The following is a 22,942-nucleotide window of genomic DNA, read 5'->3' as shown; positions in this document are numbered from 1 at the left end:
GGTGGGCTCGGCCCTCCTCGGCTGGGACGACCTCGGGCTACGGTCCTCGGACCGGCCAGTGCGGTTCCAGCTACTGCGCGAGCACGTGGCACCTCGGCCTGGACTTCGGCGCCGGATGCTGGTCGCCCATCTACGCCGCGTCGAGCGGCCGCGTGACCTACGCCGGCTACAACGGCGGCTACGGCAACTACATCCGCATCCAGCACGACGACGGGTCGGGCACCGGATACGCGCACATCGTCAACGGCGGCATCTACGTCTCGAACGGTCAGCGCGTCTCGGCCGGTCAGCAGATCGCCGCGACCGGGCAGACCGGAAACTCCTTCGGCTGCCACCTCCACTTCGAGGTCTACCCGCCGTGGGGCGGGACGACCGACCCGGCCCCGTGGCTCCGCGATCGCGGCATCTGGGTCTGAGCAACGCGAAAGCCCCCCGGTCCAGGACCGGGGGGCTTCGTCGTGACCGGAGAGGTCAGAGGGTGTTGGGGGCTTCGCCCTCACCCTGCGTCTTGGTCTGGGCGTCGTGCTCCTCGAAGCGCGCGAACGCCTCGTCGACCAGGCGCTCGGCTTCGGCGGCATCCGCCCACTCGTCGACCTTGACCCACTTGTTGGGCTCGAGGTCCTTGTAGTGCTCGAAGAAGTGCGAGATCTCCTTCTTGGTCCACTCGTCGATGTCGCCGACGTCCTGGATGTGGTCCCAGCGGGGGTCCTTCGCGAGGACCGCGACGACCTTGTCGTCGCCGCCGGCCTCGTCGCTCATCTTCAGCACGCCGACGGGGCGCACCTTCGCGAGGATGCCGGGGTAGAGGTCGCGGTCGAGGAGGACCAGCACGTCGAGCGGGTCGCCGTCCTCGCCGAGGGTGTTCTCGAAGAAGCCGTAGTTGGCCGGGTAGCCGAACACCGTGTAGAGGATGCGGTCGAGGAAGACCCGGCCGGTGCCGTGGTCGACTTCGTACTTCACGCGGCTGCCGCGCGGGATCTCGATGACGGCGTCGTACGCGCCCATACGTGTGCTCCTTAGATCGGTGGCTTTCCGCCGCCCAGCCTAGCCGTGGCGCTCCCGCCGCCGTCGGCTTCGCCGCTCACCGCGACACGACGAAGGAGATCTGCGAGGGGCCCGCGGATTCCCGGCCGCCCGCCGTGCTCGGACGACGGACTTCCTGCGTTGTGTTCGCGGGGGCCCGTGAGTGCGCGCGCCCGGGCGTCGACGGATAGCGTGGATGCCATGCAGGAGCGGCGACCCGGACTCGACCCCGCCGTCGCGGAGGTGCGGCGCGCGGTGCGGGCGAGCCTCGAGGGGCGCAGTGGTGCCATCGTGGTCGCGCTCTCGGGCGGTGCGGACTCGCTCGCGCTCGCGGCGGCGACCGCGTTCGAGTCGCCGCGGCACGGCATCCGGGCCGAGGCCGTCGTGATCGACCACGGGCTCCAGCCGGGCTCCGCCGTGATCGCGGAGCGGGCGGCGGACGCGGCCCGCGGGCTCGGGCTGCCGGCCCGGGTGGTCGCGGTCGAGGTGCGCGCGGGGGACGGTCCCGAGGCTGCGGCCCGCGCGGAGCGATACGCGGCCCTGGCGCGCGCGGCCGCCGAGGTCGGAGCCGACGCGGTGCTGCTCGGCCACACTCTCGACGACCAGGCCGAGACGGTGCTCCTCGGCCTCGCGCGCGGGTCGGGGTCGGTGAGCCTGTCGGGCATGGCGCCCGAGCGTCGGGATGCCACCGGAACGGTCCTGTTGCGACCGCTCCTCTCCGTGCGGCGAGCCACCACGGTCGCCGCGTGCGAGGCGCAGGGGCTCGATCCGTGGCAGGATCCCCACAACTCCGACCCCGCGTTCGCGCGGGTGCGGGTGCGCGAGAACGTGCTGCCGGTGCTGGAGGCCGAGCTCGGCCCCGGCGTCGCCGAGGCCCTCGCGCGCACCGCCGATCAGCTGCGCGAGGACGCCGCGGCGTTCCAGGAGATGATCGACGAGACGATCGAGGACATCGTCGAGCACGCCGAGGCCGGCATCTCGGTGTCGGTCGCGGCCTTGGCGGCCAACCCCGCCGCGCTGCGCAACCGTATCGTGCGGTACGTGGTCGACAGCGAGTTCGGCGTCGCCCTCACCCGGACGCAGACCCTCGAGGTCGCGCGCCTCGCCACCGACTGGCGCGGCCAGGGCCCGATCGATCTGCCGGGCTGCCTGGCACGTCGGGTCGGCGGCCGGATCGAGATCGTCGCGCGCGCGGCATCCTGAATCCGCCTGCGTAGACTTGCCCAATGCGCGCGGCCGACATCTCCGACGACATCAGCGAAGTCCTCCTCACCGAGGAGCAGATCCACGGCAAGCTCGCCGAACTCGCCACCCAGGTGGCGGCCGACTACGCCGGTCGCGACGTCGTACTGGTGGGCGTGCTCAAGGGTGCGGTCATGGTCATGGCCGACTTCGCCCGGCACCTGCCGATGCACGTCACGATGGACTGGATGGCGGTGTCGTCGTACGGGGCGAGCACGCGCTCCAGCGGCGTGGTGCAGATCCGCAAGGACCTCGACACCGACATCACCGGCAAGCACGTGCTGATCGTCGAGGACATCATCGACTCGGGCCTGACCCTCAGCTGGCTGCTCGAGAACTTCGCCTCGCGCGGGGCCGAGTCGGTCGAGGTCCTCGCGCTCCTGCGTAAGCCGGATGCCATGAAGGTCGAGGTCGACTGCCGCTACGTGGGCTTCGACATCCCCAACGACTTCGTCATCGGCTACGGCCTCGACTACGCCGAGACGTACCGCAACCTGCGCGACGTCGCCGTGCTCGCGCCGCACGTCTACTCCTGACGACGGCGGGGATGCCGGGCGCCGGGGCGTGGCATCCATCACCCGCGTACGCCCACGACGAACGCACAGTCTCGGCATAGCCGGCGGGCGTTAGCCTGATTGCACCGCTTTTTCCCGGCGGATCACGAAAGGGCTGGGCTCGCCCACCATGGATTTCAAGAAGATCACGCGCAATCCGATCATCTACGTTCTGCTGGTCGGTCTGCTTCTGGTCATCGGCTTCTCGCTCATCTCGAACCTGAGCGGAGCACGCCAGATCTCCACGCAAGAGGGTCTGGAGCTGCTCAAGGGCGGCACGGTGACCTCGTCGACGACGAATGACGTCGACCAGCGCGTCGATCTGAAGCTCTCGCAGCCCTTCGAGGGCGCCGACACCGTGCAGTTCTACTACGGCAAGGCTCGCGCGTCCGAGGTGGCCACCGCGATCGACACCGCCGCGCCCTCGGACGGCTTCAACGACGTGGTTCCACGACCGGGCTGGTTCGACGGCTTCCTCTCGCTGATGCTCCCCCTCGTGCTGCTCGGTCTGCTCTTCTGGTGGCTGCTCTCGAGCGCCCAGGGCGGCGGCAGCAAGGTGATGCAGTTCGGCAAGTCGCGGGCGAAGCTCGTGACAAAAGAGACGCCCACCGTGACCTTCCAGGATGTCGCGGGTTCCGACGAGGCGATCGAGGAACTCGAGGAGATCAAGGACTTCCTCAAGGACCCGAAGAAGTTCGAAGAGGTCGGTGCCCGCATCCCGAAGGGTGTGCTGCTGTACGGCCCTCCCGGAACCGGCAAGACCCTTCTCGCGCGTGCCGTCGCCGGTGAGGCCGGCGTGCCCTTCTACTCGATCTCGGGTTCCGACTTCGTCGAGATGTTCGTCGGTGTCGGCGCGAGCCGTGTGCGCGACCTGTTCAACCAGGCGAAAGAGAACTCGCCGGCGATCATCTTCATCGACGAGATCGACGCCGTCGGCCGCCACCGCGGCGCCGGTATGGGCGGCGGGCACGATGAGCGCGAGCAGACGCTCAACCAGATGCTCGTCGAGATGGACGGCTTCGACCCCAAGGTCAACGTCATCGTCATCGCCGCGACCAACCGTCCCGACATCCTCGACCCGGCGCTGCTGCGCCCGGGCCGTTTCGACCGGCAGATCGGCGTCGACGCCCCCGACCTCAAGGGGCGCCAGCGCATCCTCGAGGTGCACGGTCGCGGCAAGCCGCTGTCGGAGTCCGTCGACCTCGAGGTCGTGGCGCGCAAGACGCCCGGCTTCACCGGTGCAGACCTCGCCAACGTGCTGAACGAGGCCGCGCTGCTCACGGCGCGCTCGAACGCGCAGCTCATCGACAACCGTGCGCTGGACGAGGCGATCGACCGCGTGATCGCGGGGCCGCAGCGCCGCACGCGCGTGATGCGCGAGAAGGAGAAGCTCATCACGGCCTACCACGAGGGCGGACACGCGCTCGCGGCGGCGGCGATGAACCACACCGACCCCGTCACCAAGGTCACGATCCTCCCGCGCGGCAAGGCCCTCGGTTACACGATGGTCCTGCCCCTGGACGACAAGTACTCCGTGACGCGCAATGAGCTGCAGGACCAGCTCACGTACGCGATGGGCGGCCGCGTGGCGGAAGAGATCGTCTTCCACGACCCCACGACCGGCGCCTCGAACGACATCGAGAAGGCCACGAGCATCGCCCGCAAGATGGTCACCGAGTACGGAATGACCATGGATGTCGGGCCGGTCAAGCTCGGCTCGTCGTCGGGCGAGGTCTTCATGGGCCGCGACATGGGTCACGGCCGTGACTTCTCGGAGCGGATCGCCGAGCGCGTCGATGCGCAGGTGCGCGGTCTCATCGAGCAGGCGCACAACGAGGCCTACCAGGTGATCAACGCCAACCGCGAGGTGCTCGACCGCCTTGCGCTCGCGCTGCTCGAGAAAGAGACGCTCGACCACATCGAGCTCGCCGAGATCTTCACGGACGTCAAGCGCCTGCCCCCGCGCCCGCAGTGGCTGTCGTCGGGCGACCGTCCGGTGTCGACCTTGCCGCCGGTCGAGGTCCCCCGCCGCCCTGACACGGCCGGCGTCGCCGCGTCCGTCGAGGCCGACGCCCAGACCGCGACCCAGCCGCAGCGGCGGCCGAGCGGGCAGACGCGTCCGGCCACCGCTTAAGGCGCCGTGGCCGTCGACCGGGAGCGCGTGGCCGCGCTCGTACGCGAGCTGCTCGAGGCGATCGGAGAAGACCCCGATCGCCCGGGCCTGCGGCAGACCCCGGCGCGGGTGGCGGAGTCCTGGAGCGAGTTCTTCGGGGGAGTGGGGCAGGATGCCGGTGCCCCGCTGCAGCACACGATCTCGGTGAGCCGCGGGCCGGCGCCCGATACCCTGCCCTCCGGCGCCGTGATGCTGCGCGACATCGCGTTCCGCTCGATGTGCGAGCACCACCTGCTGCCCTTCCGCGGGCGGGCGCACGTGGCGTATCTCCCCGGCGAAGAGGTCGTCGGCCTCGGCGCGCTGCCGCGGGTCATCGACATCCTGGCCGCCCGTCCGCAGGTGCAGGAGCGCCTCGGCGAGCAGGTCGCCGACACGATCGCCGGTGCGCTCGACGCGCGCGGCGTGCTGGTCGTCCTGGATGCCACGCACGAGTGCGTCACGATGCGCGGCGGCCGCCAGCCCAACGCCTCGACCGTCACGATCGCCGCGCGCGGGGTCTACACCGACCCCGTCGCTCGTGCCGAGTTGGTGGCTCTGATCGGCAGGGGGCGCCCGTGACCCTCGTGATGGGGATCGTCAACGTCACCCCCGACTCGTTCAGCGACGGCGGCCGGTTCCTCGACCCCGACGTCGCGATCGCCCACGCGCGTTCGCTGAGTGCGCAGGGCGCCGACCTGCTCGACGTGGGCGGCGAGTCCACGCGACCCGGTGCCGACCGGATCGCGCCGCGTATCGAGCAGCAGCGCGTCCTGCCGGTCGTCGAGGCGCTGGCATCCGCGGGGCTCTTCGTGAGCATCGACACGATGAACGCGTCCACCGCGCGCGCGGCCGTCGCCGCGGGGGCGCGATTGGTCAACGACGTCTCGGGCGGTCTGGCCGATCCCGACATGCTCGCCGCGGTCGCCGACACGGATGCCGACATCGCCCTCGGCCACTGGCGCGGACCGTCGTCGCAGATGTACGCCCACGCCGACTACGACGACGTGGCGGCGGAGGTCGCGGGCGAGCTCGCGGAGCGACTCCGTGCGGCCGAGGCGGCCGGCATCCCGCGCGAGCGCATCGTGCTGGACCCGGGCATCGGTTTCGGAAAGCGCGGTGTCCAGAACTGGCGGACGCTGCGCGCCCTGCCGCGGCTGACGGCCCTCGGTTGCCGCGTGCTGGTCGGCACCAGCCGCAAGCGCTTCCTCGCCGACGCGCTCGGCGAGGACGCCGACCTTTCGCGCCGCGACCTCGCCACCGCCGTCACCAGCGTCCTGGCCGCCCGCGCCGGGGCGTGGGCGGTACGCGTGCACGACATCTCGACCACCCGCGACGCGCTCGCCGTCGCCCGCGCCTGGGAGGCCTGATGGACTTCGCCGACGAGATCACGCTGACGGGGGTGCGCGCCCACGGATTCCACGGCGTGTACCCCGACGAGAAGCGCGAGGGGCAGGAGTTCGTCGTCGACGTCGTCCTGCAGCTCTCGCTCCGGCCCGCCGCCGAGACGGACGACGTCGTCGACACCGTGCACTACGGCGAGCTCGCCGAACGCATCGTCGCGATCGTCGAGGGCGACGCGGCCGACCTGCTCGAGACGCTCGCCCAGCGCATCGCGGACGACGTGCTCGCGGACGAGCGTGTCGTCCTCGTGACGGTGACGGTGCACAAGCCGCACGCTCCGATCACGGTGCCCTTCGGCGACGTGTCGGTCACGATCCGGCGGGGGCGCGGATGAGCGTTCGGCTGGCCCACGGGATCGGCGATCCTCCTGCCGATCGTCCCGTGGCCGCGGTGGTGGCTCTCGGCGCCAACCTCGGCGCGCGCGCAGAGACCCTCGCCGCCGCCGTCTCCGCGCTGCAGCGGCTCCCGTTGACGACGGAGGTGCGGGTGTCCGAACCCATCGAGACGGTAGCCGTCACCCTCGCCGGCGCGGACGAGACCGCGCCGCGCTATCTCAACGCCGTGGCGCTGCTGCAGACGCGGCTGGCGCCATCGACGCTGCTGCACGAGCTGCACCGCATCGAGGCCGACCACGGCCGCGTCCGCCGCGAACGGTGGGGCGATCGCACGCTCGACCTCGACCTCATCGTCTACGGCGATGCGCGCATCGACGACGAGCGTCTGGCCCTGCCGCATCCGCGCGCACACGAGCGGGAGTTCGTGCTGGCCCCGTGGCTGCAGATCGATCCGGATGCCGAGATCCCCGGCCGCGGCCGGGTGGACGCCCTGCTGGTCGCGCTGCGCGGAGACGGATCGTGAAGCGTACCGGAGCGACGATCCTCATCGTCGCAGCGCTCGCCGGGGGCGTGATCGGGTTCCTCCTCGACATGGGTCTCACGGCCGCCGGACGGCCGACGTTCGTGCCGGCGGCGAGTCTGCCGACGGTGCTCGTGCTCTTGGGGGCGATCGTGGTCGCGGTCGCCGTTCCCATCTTCCGCGCGTCCCGGGGGCGCATCGGCCGTCGCATCGATCCGTTCCGGGCCCTGCGTATCGCGATGCTCGCCAAGGCCTCGTCGCTCGTGGGCGCCGCGGCGACCGGCTTCGCCCTGGGGCTTCTCGCCTTCGTCTCCACCCGTCCGTTCACTCCGTCGCTAGGCTCGTGGGGATCGATCATCGCGACGGCCGTGTGCGGTGCCGTCCTCGTCGTCGCGGGACTCGTGGCCGAGCAGTTGTGCACCATCCGGAAGGACGACGATGACGAACACCCCGGATCTCCCGGAGCGCGCCCCGACTCCGGTGCCCCCGCGGCCTGAGCCGGCGGCATCCGTCCTCGACGACGCCACGTACTCGCGCGTCCTCGAGCCCCGAGGACCCGGCCGACTGCCGCTCGGCGACGGCACGTGGCACCAGCTCGCCCGCGCGTACGTCCGGGTGCAGATGATCTCGCAGGGCGCCGTATTCGTGCTCGTGCTCGCTGCGGCGGGCGTGGCGCAGGCGATCACGGGCGTGGCCTGGCAGTGGATCCCGGCGGGTGTCGTGCTCCTGGTGACCGCGATCGGCATGATCATCACGCCGCGACAGGCCCGGTCCTTCGGCTATCAGCTGCGCCATGACGATCTCGTCTTCCGCCGCGGCATCCTCTGGCAGCGCGTCGTCGCGGTGCCCTACGGGCGCATGCAGCTCGTCGACATCACGCACGGGCCGCTCGACCGCGGCTTCGGCATCGCGCAACTCAAGCTCGTCACCGCCGCGGCCTCGACGGGCGTGACGATCCCCGGCCTGACGCAGGGTGCGGCCGAGCAGCTGCGCGACACGCTCATCGACGTCGCCGAGACCCGACGGACCGGACTGTGACCGACCCCTCGATCCCCGACGCGTCGAACCCTGCTCCGGGACCCGATGCGTCGGCTCCTGGCTACTCGGCGCCGGATCCGGCGTGGGGCCCGCCGCCGGCGGGTGTTGCGTCGGCGGGTGCTGCCGCGGCCTCGGACGACGCCCCGCCCCGCACGGTCGTGCGCTCGCCGCTGAGCGACGGCGAGTGGCAGCGGCTGCACCCGCTGACGCCGCTGCTGCGCGGCGGCCTGTTTCTTCTCGTGGTCATCGGCGTGATCGTGGCCAACATGCGCGAGCGTCTGCTCGAACTGTTCCTGCCGTCCGTGACCGATCTGCCCCCGGGGGTCCTGCCTCCCGACCCGGTCGATTTCCTCTTCGCGAACAACCTGATCCTCATCGCCGCCGGTGGTGCCCTGGCGGTGCTGATCGTGCTCCTCGTGGCCTTCCGGTTGTCTTGGCGGTTCCACACGTTCCGCATCAGCGATGACGATGTCGAGGTGCGCTCGGGCGTGCTCTTCCGCACGCACCGGCGCGCGCCCCTGGACCGTGTTCAGGGCGTCAACCTCACGCGGCCGATGGTGGCGCGTCTGCTGGGACTCGCCAAGCTCGAGGTGGTCGGTGCCGGCCTCGACTCGAACGTGAAGCTGGAGTATCTCTCGGCCGGTGCCGCGGAGACCGTGCGCGGCGACATCCTGCGTCTGGCGTCGGGACGCCGTCGTGCCGAACGCGCCGTCGGTGTCACCGGGGGGTCGCTCGTGCAGCAGGCGGCCGGGGCTGTGGGAGCCGGCATCCAGAACATCGTCGACGGCGAGGATTTCTCGGATGCCGAGCCCGAGAGCATCGTGCGGATCCCCTTCGGCCGGCTCGTCGCCTCGCGGGTGCTCAGCGGATCGACCCTGATGCTCGTGGTGCTCATCGTGGCCATCGGGATCGCGGCGTCGATGTCGACGCTGTGGCTGCTGTTCACGATCGTCCCGGCGTTCCTGGGCTTCGGTGCGTACTACGTGCGCTCGATCGCGCGAGGCTTGCGGTACTCGATCGCGCCCAGCTCCGACGGCGTGCGGTTGACGTTCGGGCTGTTCACGACGATCAGCGAAGTGGTGCCCCCGGGGCGCGTCCACGCGATCGAGGTGCACCAGCCGTTGCTGTGGCGTCCATTCGGCTGGTGGAGCGTCTCGGTGAACCGGCTGTCGGGGCGCGGGTCGACCGATGCGAGCACCGACCCGTTCGCCGCGGTCCTGCCCATCGGTACGCGCGACGACGTCGAGAAGGTGCTGCGGATCCTCGCCCCGGCGCTGCCGCCGGAGGAGTGGACCTACGTCTTCCGTCATGGCATCCTCGGGCCGGTCGAGGACGACCCGTACGTCATCACGCCGTCGCGAGCGCGCCTGCTGCGGCCCTTCTCCTGGCGGCGCAACGGCGCCGTCCTCACGGCCGACGCGCTGTTCCTGCGGCGCGGGTGGGCGCGCCGCACGCTCACGGTCGTGCCGCTGGCGCGACTGCAGTCGGTGGGGCTGCGGCAGGGGCCGGTCGCTCGCGCGACGCGCACGGCGACCCTCGCCGCCCACGTGATTGCGGGAACGGTGCAGACGTCGGTGGGGGCTTTGGATCGGGATGCCGCGGTCGCACTGTTCGAGGACACCGCGCGCGCCACCGTCGCCGCCGCGGCCGACGATCGCAGCCACCGGTGGGCCCGATGAACGGCGGTCGCGACGGTCGGCTCGGCGTCGGCATCATCGGCGCGGGGCGCGTAGGTCCGGTCGTGGGGGCGGCGCTCGCGGGCGCGGGACACGCGCTCACGGGCATCACGTCGGGGTCGGACGACGACCGCGTGGAGGCGATCCTGCCGGGGCTTCCGGTGCTGCCGCCCGAAGAGGTCGTGCGCCGCAGCGAGCTCGTGGTCATCGCCGTGCCGCACGATCAGCTGGCCGGGCTCGTGGCGGGTCTGGCCGACGTCGGTGCGTGGCAACCGGGGCAGCTGGTGCTGCACACCGACCCGGTCTACGGCGTCGAGGTGCTCGCTCCGGCCCTGCGGTGCGGGGCCATCCCCCTGGCGGTCCATCCGGCGATCGTGTTCACGGGTGCCTCGTCGATCGATCTGCGCCAGCTCGCCCAGGCGTACGCGGCCGTGACGGCCCCCGCCCCGGTGCTGCCGATCGCGCAGGCGCTGGCCGTCGAGTTGGGGTGCGAGCCGGTCGTGATCGCCGAGACCGATCGGCCGGCGTACGCCGAGGCGGTGGCCACGGCGACGCAGTTCTCCCGATCGATCGTGCGTCAGTCGGCGACGCTGCTCGCGGGCGTCGGGGTCGAGAACACGGGAGCGTATCTGTCCGCCCTCGTACGGTCGAGCGTCGATCAGGCGCTCGTCGAGGGGACAGGTCCGGCCGGCGCGGACGGTGTGCCACCGGACGCTACGATCGACGGATGATCCGCACCATCGAGGATCTGCGTACCCGACTGGCCGAGGCCAGAAGCGCAGATCGCCCGGGCGGTGCTGCGCGCGTCGCGCTCGTCTCGACGCTCGGGGCCCTCCACGACGGCCACGTCGACCTCATCCGCGCCGCACGCGAGCGGGCCGACCTCGTGGTCGTGTCGACTTTCGTCAATCCGCTGCGCTTCCGCACAGCGGAGGAAACGGCGGCGTATCCCCGCACCCCGGACGCGGACGCCGACCTTCTGGGCGAGCTCGGCGTCGATCTCGTGTTCGCGCCCACGGCTGCGGAGTTCCTCCCCGCCGGTACCGCGACCACCCGGGTCTCGGCGGGCGACCTCGGTCTCCGGTACGAGGGGCGCGTGCGGCCGTTCTATTTCGACGGGGTGCTCACGGTCGAGGCGAAGCTGTTCCATGTCGTCCGCCCCGACCTCGCCGTCTACGGTGAGCGCGATCTGCAGCGTGCCTTCCTGGTCCGGCGCATGATCCGCGACCTGGACTTCGACATCGACACGGCGCTGGTCCCGACGGTGCGCGCCGAGGACGGGCTCCCGATCTCGAGCCGGGTGGGCCTGCTGGATGCCGCCGACCGCCGTGCCGCCGCGAAGCTCCCGCTGGCGTTGGAGGCCGCGGCATCCAATGCCGACCTCGGAGTCGATTCCTGCATCGCGGCGGCGCAGTCCTCGCTCATGGGGGAGCCGCGCATCGGCCTGGAGTACCTCTCGGTCGTCGATCCCGAGACGTTCCTGCCCGTCGACGACGGCCATCGCGGCCGGGCGATCGCGCTCATCGCCGCGACGGTCGGCGGACACCGCTTCATCGACAACGCCGAGATCTCGCTGAGCTGACGCGCGGTGGCGACCGGACGCGGTCGCGGCTCGGGGGAAACGCCCGTCGTGCCGCCGATAAACTCGATGCGACCCCGAGGAGCCCTCCCGATGACTGACGCGCCCGCTGCGCCCGCGAACGACGCCGAACCGACCGAGGACGACGTCTTCGAACAGAAGGCGGTCCGTCTCGCCAAGCGTGAGCGTCTGCTCGACGAGCGCGCCGACGCCGCGGGCGGCCCCTACCCGGTCGTCGTGCCCGTGACCGACACGATCCCCGCGCTGCGCGCTCGCTACGGCGACCTCGAAGCCGGGGCCGAGACGGGCGTGACGGTGGGCGTCGCGGGTCGTGTCGTGTTCAGTCGCAACACCGGCAAGCTCTGCTTCGCGTCGCTGCAGGCCGGCGACGGCAGCCGGATCCAGGCGATGGTCTCGCTCGCCAACGTCGGTGACGAGTCGCTCCAGGCCTGGAAGGAGCTCGTCGACCTCGGCGACCACGTGTTCGTGTCGGGTGAGGTGATCTCCAGCCGCCGGGGTGAGCTGTCGATCATGGTGTCGGAGTGGACGATCGCCGCGAAGGCCGTCCTTCCCCTTCCCAACATGTACTCCGAGCTGAGCGAGGAGAGCCGCGTCCGCAGCCGCTTCCTCGACCTGATCGTGCGAGATCGGGCACGCGAGACGGTGCTGGCTCGGGCGAAGGTCAACGCGAGCCTCCGGCGCACGTTCGCCGAGCGCGACTTCGTCGAGGTCGAGACGCCGATGCTGCAGGTGCAGCACGGCGGCGCGAGCGCCCGTCCGTTCATCACGCACTCGAACGCCTTCGACGCCGAGCTGTTCCTGCGCATCGCCCCCGAGCTGTTCCTCAAGCGCGCCGTCGTCGGTGGCATCGACCGGGTGTTCGAGATCAACCGCAACTTCCGCAACGAGGGCGCCGACTCCACGCACAGCCCCGAGTTCGCGATGCTCGAGGCGTACCAGGCGTACACCGACTACAACGGCATCGCCGACCTGACGCAGACCCTCATCCAGGATGCCGCCATCGCGGTCGCGGGCTCCACGACCGTGACGTGGGCGGACGGCACCGAGTACGACCTCGGTGGCGAATGGGACCGTATCTCGATGTACGGCTCGCTGTCGGAGGCCGCCGGTCGCACGATCACGCCCGAGACGACTCTCGACGAGCTGCGCGCGTTCGGAGCCGAGTCCGGCGTCGACGCACCCGCTCACGAGACGCACGGCAAGTGGGTCGAAGAACTGTGGGAGCACTTCGTCAAGGGCGGCCTGACCCGCCCCACCTTCGTCATGGACTTCCCGGTCGACACGAGCCCGCTGGTGCGCGAGCATCGTTCGCTCACGGGCGTCGTCGAGAAGTGGGACCTGTACGTGCGCGGCTTCGAGCTCGCGACGGGGTACTCCGAGCTCGTCGACCCGGTCATCCAGCGCGAGCGCTTCACCGAGCAGGCGAAGCTGGCTGCGCGCGGCGACGACGAGGCGATGCCGATCGACGAGGAGTTCCTGCGCGCTCTCGAACACGGCATGCCCCCGACGGGTGGCATGGGCATGGGCATCGACCGCCTGCTCATGGCCATCACCGGTCTCGGGATCCGAGAGACGATCCTGTTCCCCCTGGTGAAGTAACCGACTCGCGCTCGAACACCCACTCGGGCAGCCGGCCCCGGTCGGTCAATGTCCGGACGATGTCGGCGAGGCCGTGACCTGCGTCGATCTCGAGCGCCTGTGCGACGTAGGCGGACGCGTGGGTCGACCGACCGGTCGCCCAGGCGAGCCATGCGCAGGCGGCGAGGGGGCCCGCGCGTCCCTCCCGCGGTGTGGCCGCGGCCACGTATCGGCAGCGATCGAGCGCGCGAAGGAGGCGAGAGGGATCCGGGTGGGCCCCTTCGCCCCACATCGGGCGTGCGAGGTCTGCGGGGAACGGATGCCCTTCCCCGTAGGCGTGTTGCGCGCCGTACGTGGCGTCGCCGGTCGTGATGTCCCCGACCCACTGCATGAGGGCCACATCGCGCAGCGCGGGTCGTTGCAGGCAGAACGACACCGCGGCGATCGCGTCGGCGTCGAGGGGAATCCCCGGAGCGACGAACCTCTCGAAAACGGCCGGAGGATCGGTCACGTCGTCGAGGACGCGCCCTGCGGCCGCGCGGCGGCGCGCCGGCAGCCGCCGACCTTCCTTCGATCGGGCGAGCAGATGCTCGATGTCGGTGAGCAGGCGGTACACCGCACTCGCCTCCGAGGGAGGGGCCGAGGGCAGCATCGCGGCCGCGAACTGGTCACCGTCGACCTCGGGCAGACCGGGCACGCCCGGATCCGCCGCGATCTCGTCGAGCGACCGCGGCCCGTCCGCGGCGGGAGAGAAATAGCCGTCCCATCCGTCGGGGCCGACGATCAGCGCATCGGTGACGCGAAGGCCGCAGATGTCGGCCCGGGCCACGAGCGCCTCGACGAGCGCGCGATGCGGAGTGTCCTCGACATCCGTGAGACGGAGATCGGTGTAGACGACGGCCGCCACGGCATCCGTCCGGGGAACTTTGCACGCCATCCCGATGACGGTCGAGGCGATGCTGTCGACCTCGGACACGGCGGGATCGGGAAGGTCGACGCGGAGCGCGCCCAGGGAGCGGCCTCCGGCGAACGTGATGACGGCGAGGCTCTGCCGGGGCGTGCACCCGAGCAGGTGGGGGACGAGGGCGAGGAACTCGGCGGGGGATCCGGCGCGGACGATCGTTGACATGGCCATGAGACTGGCGCAGGCGCGGATCGTGTCGCGGGCGGAAAGCCGTGATCTGGGGAGAGGCGGGAGAGGTTGCGCCCTGGGGAGGAGGGGCTGCTCTCCCGCCCGACGCTCAGGCGCTGCCCGTATCCTGGTGACGTGGACGAAATGTGGGCAGCCGTGCTGTGGTCGATCCTGCCGACCATCGTGGTCTCGGCGGTCTTCTTCTTCATCTTGCGCAGCGTGATCCGGATGGATCGCACCGAGCGCAAGGCGTACGCGCGCATCGAGGCGCAGGAGCGCGCGAAGCGCGGGCTCCCGGCTTCCGACGGCACCACCCCCTGAGCGGCATGCCCCGCGTGTCGGGGGCGATCACTACGCTGGGGGGACATTCCGCCCAGGAGGCACTGTGATCGACACCACGTTCGAGGCGAGCTGGCTCGTCATCGCGCTCTTCGTGATCGATCTGGTCGTGCGCATCGCCGCGGTCATCATCGTCCCGCGCAACCGCCGCCCCACGGCGGCGATGGCCTGGCTGCTGGCGATCTACTTCATCCCGTTCGTCGGCGTGCTGCTGTTCCTGCTGATCGGCAACCCGCGCCTGCCGCGCACACGCCGCCGCAAACAGGCCGACATCAACCGCTACATCCACGACACGAGCGAGTCGCTCGAGTTCGGCACCCTCCGCCCGAACGCACCCGACTGGTTCCGCGCGCTCGTCCGCCTCAACCGCAACCTCGGCGCCATGCCGATCGCGGGCGACAACGCGGCGACCCTGATCTCCGACTACCAGGAGAGTCTCGACGCGATGGCGGAAGCCATTCGACGGGCGGACCGCTACGTGCACGTCGAGTTCTACATCCTGCAGGCCGACGCGGCGACCGACAACTTCTTCCGCGCCCTCGAAGAGGTGGCCGCGCGCGGGGTGGTCGTGCGCGTCATGCTCGATCACTGGGCCAACCGCGGGAAGCCGTACTACCGCCAGACCCTTCACCGCCTCGACCGGATGGGTGCGCATTGGCACCTCATGCTGCCCGTCCAGCCGCTGCGGGGCCGGTACCAGCGCCCTGATCTGCGCAACCACCGAAAGCTGCTGGTCATCGACGGGAGCGTGGCCTTCATGGGCTCGCAGAACGTCACGGACTCGACCTACAACTTGAAGAAGAACATCCGCCGGGGCCTCCACTGGGTCGACCTCATGGTCCGCGTCGAAGGCCCCGTCGTCGCGAGCGTCAACGCCGTCTTCCTCAGTGACTGGTACAGCGAGACCGATGAGACCCTCACGGACGAGATCGACCTGTTCAGCGTCGAGTCCGGCCCCGGCGACCTCGACTGCCAGATCGTTCCCTCGGGCCCCGGCTTCGATTTCCAGAACAACCTCAAGCTGTTCCTCGGCCTTCTCTTCGCTGCGCGCGAGCGCATCATCATCGTGAGCCCCTATTTCGTGCCCGACGAGGCGCTTCTGCTGGCGATCACGACCGCGTGCCAGCGCGGGGTGCACGTCGAGCTGTTCGTCTCCGAAGAGGGCGACCAGGCGATGGTCTACCACGCCCAGCGCAGCTACTACGAGGCGCTGCTCGCCGCCGGCGTGAAGATCTGGATGTACCGGAAGCCCTTCATCCTCCACAGCAAGAGCCTGACGATCGACGACGAGGTCGCCGTCATCGGGTCGAGCAACATGGACATGCGCTCCTTCGGTCTCAATCTCGAGATCTCGATGCTCGTGCGTGGCGAGGAGTTCGTCCGCGACATGCGGCGTGTCGAAGACGTGTACCGCACTCTCAGTCGCGAGCTGACGGTCGAGGAATGGCGACGCCAGCCGCTGCGCTCCACGATCCTCGACAACCTTGCGCGGCTCACCTCGGCGTTGCAATGAGCGACCGGCATCCCATCCCCACAGCCCTCCGGAGGTTCCGATGACTCGCCGTCCCGCTTCTCTGGCCGCTGTACTGGGGGTCGGTCTCCTCGCAGCCGGTCTCCTGACCGGTTGTGCTTCGGGCGCGGCGTCCTCGCCCGAGACGAAGCCGCCCGTGGATGCCACGACCCCCGCTCCTTCGACGGACGTCAGCGCGGGCTGGCTCGACGCCGGCCGCGGCATCGCGGTGGTGACGCGAGGAAGCTCGTCGTGCGTCCCGGTGGCGTCGGGCGATGCCGTTCTCGCGAGCGACACCCTCACGATCGAGTTGGTCGACCGTGAGAACGGTCCGTGCACCCGCGACTTCGCGCCTCGGGCGACGTACGTCGCGCTTCCCGCCGGGATAGACCCGACGCGTCCGCTCGATGTCGTCGTCACCGGTGCCGTCGAGGGCACGGCGTCAGTCTCCGCGCTGGCGACGCCACCGGCCGCGGTGACGGAGTTCGCCCCCAGTGCCGGGTGGGTCGGCGACGGTCTCGCCGCGATCCTGACGTGGGGCAGCTCCACCTGCCGCCCCCAGGTCGAGGCGGTGACCTCCGTCGAGGGTGGCGCCGCGGTGACGTTCGCCGAGCCTCCCGCCGATCAGGTGTGCACCGCCGACATGGCCCCTCGCGTGTCGCTCGCCGACCTCACGGGCATCGCCGGTGAGGACCCCGTCGAGCTGACCCTGTCGGGCGGCAACATCGCCTCGGACGGTCCGATCCCGGTGCTGGGGCAGGGCTGACTCAGCGCTGCAGCACGAGCAGGTCGCCCACCTCACATTCCAGCGCGCGGCAGATCGCGGCCAGCGTGGAGTAGCGGATCGCGCGGGCGCGGTCGTTCTTCAACACCGACAGGTTGACGATGCTCACCCCGACCAGCTCGCTCAAGCGCGTCAGCGTCATGCCCCGCTCGGCGAGCAGCTCGTCGAGTCGGCAGTGGATGCCGCTGGGTCCGTCGTCCTCGGCCGCCGGGGTCATACGAGTCCTTCCGTGTCGCGCTGCAGGCGGATGCCGTACGAGAACACGACGGACATCGCCAGGACGCCGACACCGACGAGCGCCCAGGCCGGGTCGAAGGCAGAGCCGACCAGGAAGACGCCTCCGGCGGAGGGGTTCAGCTCGTCGGCGGCCATCATCCGCCCCAGCCCGCCCAGGCCCGCCGCGAAGACGCCGCCGATCAGCAGGGCTGCGCCCGCCACCCGCGTGGCGGTTACCAGTGCCGAGTGGAAGGGGCGTCTCCACAGCAGGAGCAGGAAGAAGAGGTTCAGCGCCCCGACCGTCAGCAAGGTCGTCAGGGCCCCGAACGCGGCACCGAGGACGAGGAGAGTGCGCGCCGACACGCTCAGCCCGCTTGCCACGACCCACGCCGATTCGTATCGCGCCGAGACGATGACCGGCTCGCTCTCCGCGGCTGTCACCGGGACCGGGGCCTCGGTGAGGAGGCTGAATCCGCCGTCGCCCATCGCGATCCCGATGGCCGCGCGCACGGCGGGGAGAGCGAGGGCCAGGCCCATCACGAGCCCTGCCGCGACGAACAGGAGGACGATTCCGTGCTCCATGCGCGGGGAGACCTCGGGGCGATTCGTCATCACACGAGTCCTACCGTATCGCGCTGCAGACGGTCGCCCACCGAGAACACGGTGCCGGCGACCGCGGCGACGAACGCCGCGCCCAGGAGGACCGGCAGGTCGATCGTCTGCACGAGTCCGCGGTCGTAGCCGTACTCCGAGATCCGGGCGAGCGCGCCGTTGGCGACCATGTTCTGGAAGAACGGCACGCCGGCCAGCCCCACGAGGGTGACGGCTCCGACCGTCGTGACGATCGCGGTGTTGCGCCTGCTGAAGATCTGCCCGCGGAGGATGCCGATCGTCAACACCAGGAGGAGGGCGACGACGGTCGCGACCACGACCGCGAACAGCACCTCCGCGATCACGAGCGCCCACAGCGACGCGAGCGGGAGCTCGGGGGCGACGACGACGCCCGAGCCGAGCTCGACGGAGACGGGTGCACCGTCGGGGCCGAGCGGGGCCTGCGCCGCGGTGTGGAGGAAAGGCATCGCCACGCGGACGTCGCGGTTGGGGAGGGCGTCGACGATGGTCACGACGCTGTGCACGACGGCCCAGACGGCGAGCCCGACACCGGCGGCGAGGAACAGCAGCAGGCTGACGGTGTCGCCGCGCGAGAGGGAGCGGGAGGTCGGACGGGGGGATGCCATGACGACTCCTTATCGATGATCGTTGTTATTGACTTTCGATAAATTATCGATTGTCGATGCCTCACGCAAGTCCCGCGTCGCGACGGCTATGCCCACGGCGAACACGGGTCCGCGGCATCCGGGCGCTGGTTACTCTCGATGTACGGCGCGCGGAGGCGTGCCTGTCAGCCCATTCCTGGAGGGACTGAGGATGTTCGAGAGATTCACCGACCGTGCCCGTCGCGTGGTTGTGCTCGCCCAAGAAGAGGCGAAGATGCTCAACCACAACTACATCGGGACCGAGCACATTCTCCTCGGCCTCATCCACGAGGGAGAGGGTGTCGCCGCCAAGGCGCTCGAGTCCCTCGGCATCTCGCTCGACGCCGTCCGCGAGCAGGTGCAGGACATCATCGGTCAGGGCCAGCAGCAGCCCACCGGTCACATCCCCTTCACGCCGCGGGCGAAGAAGGTCCTCGAGCTGTCGCTGCGCGAAGCGCTGCAGCTCGGACACAACTACATCGGCACCGAGCACATCCTGCTCGGCCTCATCCGCGAGGGCGAGGGCGTCGCCGCGCAGGTGCTGGTCAAGCTCGGCGCAGATCTGAACAAGGTCCGTCAGCAGGTCATCCAGCTCCTCTCGGGCTACCAGGGCAAAGAGCCCGCAGGTGTCGCCTCCGGCGCCGGCGAGCAGAGCCAGGGTGCCGCTCAGGGTGGCTCGGCCGTGCTCGACCAGTTCGGTCGCAACCTCACGCAGGCCGCGCGCGACAACAAGCTCGACCCCGTCATCGGGCGCGAGAAAGAGATCGAGCGGGTCATGCAGATCCTCTCGCGTCGCTCGAAGAACAACCCCGTTCTCATCGGCGAGCCCGGTGTCGGAAAGACGGCCGTCGTCGAGGGGCTCGCGCAGGCCATCGTCAAGGGCGACGTTCCCGAGACGCTCAAGGACAAGCAGGTCTACTCGCTCGACCTCGGTTCGCTGATCGCCGGGTCCCGCTACCGCGGTGACTTCGAGGAGCGCCTGAAGAAGGTCACGAAAGAGATCCGTACGCGCGGCGACATCATCGTCTTCATCGACGAGATCCACACCCTCGTGGGTGCCGGTGCCGCCGAGGGCGCGATCGATGCCGCGTCGATCCTCAAGCCCCTCCTCGCCCGTGGTGAGCTCCAGACCATCGGTGCGACGACTCTCGACGAGTACCGCAAGCACTTCGAGAAGGATGCCGCTCTCGAACGCCGCTTCCAGCCGATCCAGGTCGCCGAGCCGAGCCTGCCCCACGCGATCAACATCCTGAAGGGGCTGCGCGACCGCTACGAGGCGCACCACAAGGTGCAGATCACCGACGGCGCGATCGTCGCCGCGGCGAACCTCGCCGACCGCTACATCAGCGACCGCTTCCTGCCCGACAAGGCCATCGACCTGATCGACGAGGCCGGCGCGCGTCTGCGCCTGTCGATCCTGTCGAGCCCGCCCGAGCTGCGCGAGTTCGACGAGAAGATCGCCAAGGTCCGCGAGCAGAAGGAGCAGGCGTCAGAGGAGCAGGACTTCGAGAAGGCGGCATCCCTGCGCGACGAGGAGAAGTCGCTCCTGGCGGAGCGTCTGCGTCTCGAGAAGCAGTGGCGTTCGGGCGACGTCGCCTCGCACGCGGTGGTCGATGAGGGCCTGATCGCCGAGGTGCTCGCTCAGGCGACCGGCATCCCGGTGTTCAAGCTCACCGAGGAAGAGACCAGCCGCCTCATGTTCATGGAGAAGGCGCTGCACCAGCGCGTCATCGGCCAGGAGCAGGCGATCGCGGCGCTTTCGCGCACGATCCGCCGTCAGCGCGCGGGCCTGAAAGACCCGAAGCGTCCCTCGGGCTCGTTCATCTTCGCCGGCCCCACGGGCGTCGGGAAGACCGAGCTCGCCAAGGCGCTCGCCGAGTTCCTCTTCGACGACGAGGGTGCGCTGATCTCGCTCGACATGTCGGAGTTCGGTGAGAAGCACACCGTCTCGCGCTTGTTCGGTGCCCCTCCCGGGTTCGTCGGGTTCGAGGAGGGTGGCCAGCTCACCGAGAAGGTGCGCCGCAAGCCGTTCTCGGTCGTTCTCTTCGACGAGATCGAGAAGGCCCACCCCGACATCTTCAACTCGCTCCTGCAGATCCTCGAAGAGGGTCGCCTGACCGACGGTCAGGGCCGTGTGGTCGACTTCAAGAACACCGTGATCATCATGACGACCAACCTCGGTTCGTCGGCGATCGCCGGTGGACCGGTCGGTTTCCAGGTCGAGGGCAGTGCGCAGACCTCCTACGAGCGGATGAAGGGCAAGGTCGACGAAGAGCTCAAGCGTCACTTCAAGCCCGAGTTCCTCAACCGCGTCGACGACGTCATCGTCTTCCCGCAGCTGAACAAGGACGAACTCCGCCAGATCGTGGGGCTGTTCACCAAGCGTCTGGCCGACCGTCTGCTCGATCGCGACATGACCATCGAAGTGTCGGATGACGCCAAGGACAAGCTCATCGAGATCGGTTTCGACCCGACCCTCGGTGCTCGCCCCCTGCGCCGCGCCATGCAGCGCGAGGTCGAGGACCGTCTGAGCGAGAAGATCCTGCACGGCGAGCTCGAGCCCGGTGACCACGTGAAGGTGGCCGTCGAGAACGGTCAGTTCACGTTCGAGAGCGCGCCGCGCGGCGAGAAGGTCGCGATCGGTGTCGGCACGGCCGGAGAAATCTCGGCCACTCCCGACATCGTCGCCGGCAGCTGACGACCAACGGTCCGAAAGGGGGCCCGGATGCCATGGCATCCGGGCCCCCTTCGTCGTCGCGGCGTACCCTGGGACGATGACTTCCCCCGCGCCGTTCGTCGTCCGCCCCGCCGGAACCGCCGACGTCGCACGCATCCACGCGCTGCTCGAGCCGTACGTGCAGAAGCGAATTCTGCTCGGCAAAGACCTCGTGGTGCTGTACGGCTCGGTGCAGCAGTTCGTCGTCGCGGAGGTCGACGGCGTGGTCATCGGCTGCGGTGCCCTTCACGTGATGTGGGAGGACCTCGGTGAGATCCGCACGCTCATCGTGCACGAGGACTGGCTGCACCACGGAATCGGTCGCGCCATCGTCGAGAAGCTCGAGGGCCACGCGCGCGACCTCGGCGTCCGTCGCCTGTTCTGCCTCACCTTCGAGGTCGACTTCTTCACGCGTCGGGGTTTCGCCCCGATCGGTGAGCAGGTCGTCGACCCCGACGTGTACTCGCAGCTCGTGCGCAGCCCCGACGAGGGAGTGGCCGAATTCCTCGACCTCGCGCACGTGAAGCCGAACACGCTCGGCAACACACGGATGCTCAAGCAGTTGTAAGCGCGGATGGCGTGGGCGCACAGCCGCGCCGCCTACGCTGGAACGATGACCGATGCCCCCCGCAGGCGGCGGCCGTCCCCGGCGGTCTACCGTCGGCGCCGTCTCGCCGCTGCGCTCCTCGCGCTGCTCGTGATCGGCCTCGTCGTGTGGCTCGTCGCGGCGCCGCCGTGGCGTTCCGCTCCCACCGCTGATCCTGCCCCGGTCGCGAGTTCCGCGGCCCCCGCGCCGTCAGCAACGGACGTCGTGCCCTCGCCGAGTCCGACGGCGAGCCCGTCGCCGAGCGCGCCCGCCGGACCGGTCGAGTGCGCGCCCGGCGACATCACCGTCGAGGCTCTCTCCGACAAGGCCGAGTACGGCCAGGGTGAGAACCCGCAGCTCTCGATCCGTCTGACCAACACCTCGGCGAACCCGTGCACGATGAACGTCGGCACGAGCGCCCAGTCGTTCACGGTCACGAGCGGATCCGACGTGTGGTGGCGTTCGACCGACTGCCAGTCCGAGCCGAGCGACATGGAGGTGACGCTGACCGCCGGTCAGCAGGTGACCAGTGCGGCTCCGTTGACGTGGGACCGGACGCGCTCATCGGTGGGCTCGTGCGACAGCGAGCGTCCGTTCGCCCCGGGCGGCGGCGCGACGTACCACTTGAGCGTGTCGATCGGTGGCATCCCCTCGGCCGGCACGGCCTCGTTCATCCTCCGGTGACTCGAGGAGGGGGGATGCCGAATGGCATCCGCCCCTTCCTTCGGTCTGCGCGGTGTCCTCTCTGCCGAGGGTCAGCCGAGCCCCGCCGGGCCGTCCGGGCGGAGTGGTGTCGCGGATAGGCTCGGGGGATGGCCGGTGGAAAGAAGCGCAAGGGGAAGAAGCTCGACGTGGACTTCAAGAACACCGCCCTCACCGACGCTCTGCAGACCCAGGACATGGCCGCCATCGCCTTCGCGCTGCGGCACGGACCGACGGTCGTGCCGCTCATGCGCGCGGGAGACGCCGACAACCCGCTCGATGTCGGCGAAGTATGGACGTACCGCGACCCGAACACGGGCCAGATCGCGCTGTTGCTCTTCAGCGACGCGGCGCACAAGCCCGAGACGCTGCCGCCGCACGTCGCACTGCAGTCCCCGGAGTGGCTGCGCGCCTTCCTCGACCGTCACCGCGATGAGATCACGACGGTCTTCATCGATATCGCGGGTCCGCACCCGATCCAGGCGAGCCCCGCGGACGTGCTCGCCGCACTCGACGCCTGACGGCTCCCGGCGGGGCCGGCTGCTGCGGGCGGGCATAACTCCTGCTCGCTGACCGCTCGGC

At 70.1% G+C, this 22,942-nt stretch carries 26 protein-coding genes; 21 read left to right on the top strand and 5 right to left on the bottom strand.

The window, feature by feature from the left end; translation table 11 throughout:
- Nucleotides 1-416, top strand: a 416-nt coding sequence (locus tag FE256_RS12610) for a M23 family metallopeptidase (protein ID WP_138176146.1), incomplete at its 5' end; no start/stop codon positions are given.
- Nucleotides 417-471: 55 nt separating this feature from the next.
- Here the strand turns inward: FE256_RS12610 and FE256_RS12605 are convergent.
- Nucleotides 472-1,005 carry an inorganic diphosphatase gene (locus tag FE256_RS12605; RefSeq protein ID WP_138176144.1) on the bottom strand — a complete coding sequence of 178 codons (534 nt, stop codon included), beginning with the start codon at nt 1,003-1,005 and terminating at the stop codon, nt 472-474.
- A 219-nt stretch (nt 1,006-1,224) separates the two neighbouring features.
- Here FE256_RS12605 and tilS point away from each other — a divergent pair, with 219 nt between their 5' ends.
- The 13 genes from tilS (at nt 1,225) to lysS (ending at nt 13,140) form a co-directional block, all read left to right on the top strand.
- The gene (gene tilS, locus FE256_RS12600; RefSeq protein WP_138176142.1) at nt 1,225-2,226 is read left to right on the top strand and encodes a tRNA lysidine(34) synthetase TilS; all 1,002 of its coding nucleotides are present in this window, start codon (nt 1,225-1,227) and stop codon (nt 2,224-2,226) included.
- A gap of 23 nt (nt 2,227-2,249) precedes the next feature.
- Nucleotides 2,250-2,801: a hypoxanthine phosphoribosyltransferase gene (gene hpt, locus FE256_RS12595; protein WP_138176140.1), complete on the top strand. Its 552-nt coding sequence runs from the start codon at nt 2,250-2,252 to the stop codon at nt 2,799-2,801.
- 148 nt (nt 2,802-2,949) lie between these two features.
- Nucleotides 2,950-4,953, top strand: coding sequence for an ATP-dependent zinc metalloprotease FtsH (gene ftsH / locus FE256_RS12590; RefSeq protein WP_138176138.1), 2,004 nt, complete (start codon nt 2,950-2,952; stop codon nt 4,951-4,953).
- A 6-nt stretch (nt 4,954-4,959) separates the two neighbouring features.
- Nucleotides 4,960-5,550, top strand: a complete 591-nt coding sequence (gene folE, locus FE256_RS12585; protein ID WP_138176136.1) for a GTP cyclohydrolase I — start codon at nt 4,960-4,962, stop codon at nt 5,548-5,550.
- On the top strand, nt 5,547-6,338 hold the full coding sequence (gene folP / locus FE256_RS12580) for a dihydropteroate synthase (RefSeq protein ID WP_138176134.1): 792 nt from the start codon (nt 5,547-5,549) through the stop codon (nt 6,336-6,338). Before folE ends, folP begins: the two co-directional genes overlap by 4 nt.
- Nucleotides 6,338-6,706, top strand: coding sequence for a dihydroneopterin aldolase (gene folB / locus FE256_RS12575; RefSeq protein WP_138176132.1), 369 nt, complete (start codon nt 6,338-6,340; stop codon nt 6,704-6,706). Before folP ends, folB begins: the two co-directional genes overlap by 1 nt.
- A complete protein-coding gene (folK, locus tag FE256_RS12570) occupies nt 6,703-7,230 on the top strand; it encodes a 2-amino-4-hydroxy-6-hydroxymethyldihydropteridine diphosphokinase (protein WP_138176130.1) in 528 nt (175 codons plus the stop codon). The genes folB and folK overlap by 4 nt, the downstream gene beginning before the upstream one ends.
- Entirely contained in the window at nt 7,227-7,724 is a 498-nt protein-coding gene (locus FE256_RS12565; protein ID WP_138176128.1) for a DUF3180 domain-containing protein, read from the top strand. The genes folK and FE256_RS12565 overlap by 4 nt, the downstream gene beginning before the upstream one ends.
- Entirely contained in the window at nt 7,666-8,265 is a 600-nt protein-coding gene (locus FE256_RS12560; protein ID WP_138176126.1) for a PH domain-containing protein, read from the top strand. The genes FE256_RS12565 and FE256_RS12560 overlap by 59 nt, the downstream gene beginning before the upstream one ends.
- Nucleotides 8,262-9,944, top strand: a complete 1,683-nt coding sequence (locus tag FE256_RS12555; protein ID WP_252371008.1) for a PH domain-containing protein — start codon at nt 8,262-8,264, stop codon at nt 9,942-9,944. The genes FE256_RS12560 and FE256_RS12555 overlap by 4 nt, the downstream gene beginning before the upstream one ends.
- Entirely contained in the window at nt 9,941-10,672 is a 732-nt protein-coding gene (locus tag FE256_RS12550) for a DUF2520 domain-containing protein (protein ID WP_138176124.1), read from the top strand. The genes FE256_RS12555 and FE256_RS12550 overlap by 4 nt, the downstream gene beginning before the upstream one ends.
- Nucleotides 10,669-11,523: a pantoate--beta-alanine ligase gene (panC, locus tag FE256_RS12545; protein WP_138176122.1), complete on the top strand. Its 855-nt coding sequence runs from the start codon at nt 10,669-10,671 to the stop codon at nt 11,521-11,523. The genes FE256_RS12550 and panC overlap by 4 nt, the downstream gene beginning before the upstream one ends.
- A gap of 90 nt (nt 11,524-11,613) precedes the next feature.
- Nucleotides 11,614-13,140 (top strand): lysine--tRNA ligase, encoded by a 1,527-nt coding sequence (gene lysS / locus FE256_RS12540; RefSeq protein ID WP_138176120.1) that lies wholly within the window; start codon nt 11,614-11,616, stop codon nt 13,138-13,140.
- On the opposite strand, the gene FE256_RS12535 is transcribed toward lysS, so the two are convergent.
- Nucleotides 13,091-14,248, bottom strand: a complete 1,158-nt coding sequence (locus FE256_RS12535) for a DUF4192 family protein (RefSeq protein WP_171024328.1) — start codon at nt 14,246-14,248, stop codon at nt 13,091-13,093. The genes lysS and FE256_RS12535 overlap by 50 nt on opposite strands.
- A 138-nt stretch (nt 14,249-14,386) precedes the next feature.
- Here FE256_RS12535 and FE256_RS12530 point away from each other — a divergent pair, with 138 nt between their 5' ends.
- The 3 genes from FE256_RS12530 to FE256_RS12520 all read left to right on the top strand — a co-directional run bounded on the left by FE256_RS12530 (nt 14,387) and on the right by FE256_RS12520 (nt 16,866).
- Nucleotides 14,387-14,572: an olfactory receptor family 2 protein gene (locus FE256_RS12530; RefSeq protein WP_138176116.1), complete on the top strand. Its 186-nt coding sequence runs from the start codon at nt 14,387-14,389 to the stop codon at nt 14,570-14,572.
- A 67-nt stretch (nt 14,573-14,639) separates the two neighbouring features.
- Nucleotides 14,640-16,103, top strand: coding sequence for a cardiolipin synthase (gene cls, locus FE256_RS12525; RefSeq protein ID WP_138176150.1), 1,464 nt, complete (start codon nt 14,640-14,642; stop codon nt 16,101-16,103).
- Between the two features lie 40 nt (nt 16,104-16,143).
- Nucleotides 16,144-16,866 carry a hypothetical protein gene (locus FE256_RS12520; RefSeq protein ID WP_138176114.1) on the top strand — a complete coding sequence of 241 codons (723 nt, stop codon included), beginning with the start codon at nt 16,144-16,146 and terminating at the stop codon, nt 16,864-16,866.
- A gap of 1 nt (nt 16,867) precedes the next feature.
- Here the strand turns inward: FE256_RS12520 and FE256_RS12515 are convergent, their stop codons facing one another.
- The 3 genes from FE256_RS12515 to FE256_RS12505 are packed head-to-tail and all read right to left on the bottom strand — an operon-like array spanning nt 16,868 to nt 18,338.
- A complete protein-coding gene (locus FE256_RS12515; RefSeq protein WP_138176111.1) occupies nt 16,868-17,101 on the bottom strand; it encodes a helix-turn-helix domain-containing protein in 234 nt (77 codons plus the stop codon).
- A complete protein-coding gene (locus FE256_RS12510) occupies nt 17,098-17,712 on the bottom strand; it encodes a hypothetical protein (RefSeq protein ID WP_138176109.1) in 615 nt (204 codons plus the stop codon). Before FE256_RS12510 ends, FE256_RS12515 begins: the two co-directional genes overlap by 4 nt.
- Complete coding sequence (locus FE256_RS12505; RefSeq protein ID WP_138176107.1) at nt 17,712-18,338, bottom strand: hypothetical protein; 627 nt, start codon at nt 18,336-18,338, stop codon at nt 17,712-17,714. Before FE256_RS12505 ends, FE256_RS12510 begins: the two co-directional genes overlap by 1 nt.
- A 190-nt stretch (nt 18,339-18,528) precedes the next feature.
- Here FE256_RS12505 and FE256_RS12500 point away from each other — a divergent pair, with 190 nt between their 5' ends.
- The 4 genes from FE256_RS12500 (at nt 18,529) to FE256_RS12485 (ending at nt 22,881) form a co-directional block, all read left to right on the top strand.
- A complete protein-coding gene (locus FE256_RS12500; protein ID WP_138176105.1) occupies nt 18,529-21,054 on the top strand; it encodes an ATP-dependent Clp protease ATP-binding subunit in 2,526 nt (841 codons plus the stop codon).
- 76 nt (nt 21,055-21,130) lie between these two features.
- The gene (locus FE256_RS12495; RefSeq protein WP_138176103.1) at nt 21,131-21,640 is read left to right on the top strand and encodes an amino-acid N-acetyltransferase; all 510 of its coding nucleotides are present in this window, start codon (nt 21,131-21,133) and stop codon (nt 21,638-21,640) included.
- 45 nt (nt 21,641-21,685) lie between these two features.
- Nucleotides 21,686-22,342, top strand: coding sequence for a hypothetical protein (locus tag FE256_RS12490; RefSeq protein ID WP_171024326.1), 657 nt, complete (start codon nt 21,686-21,688; stop codon nt 22,340-22,342).
- A gap of 128 nt (nt 22,343-22,470) precedes the next feature.
- A complete protein-coding gene (locus FE256_RS12485) occupies nt 22,471-22,881 on the top strand; it encodes a dehydrogenase (RefSeq protein WP_138176101.1) in 411 nt (136 codons plus the stop codon).
- Nucleotides 22,882-22,942: the final 61 nt, after the last annotated feature.

Origin of the sequence: Microbacterium sp. 5K110, from assembly GCF_005774735.1 — a bacterium.
GTDB lineage: Bacteria > Actinomycetota > Actinomycetes > Actinomycetales > Microbacteriaceae > Microbacterium.
Note: the sequence above shows the minus strand (reverse complement) of the source record. Positions and strands in the feature narration are given on the sequence as shown.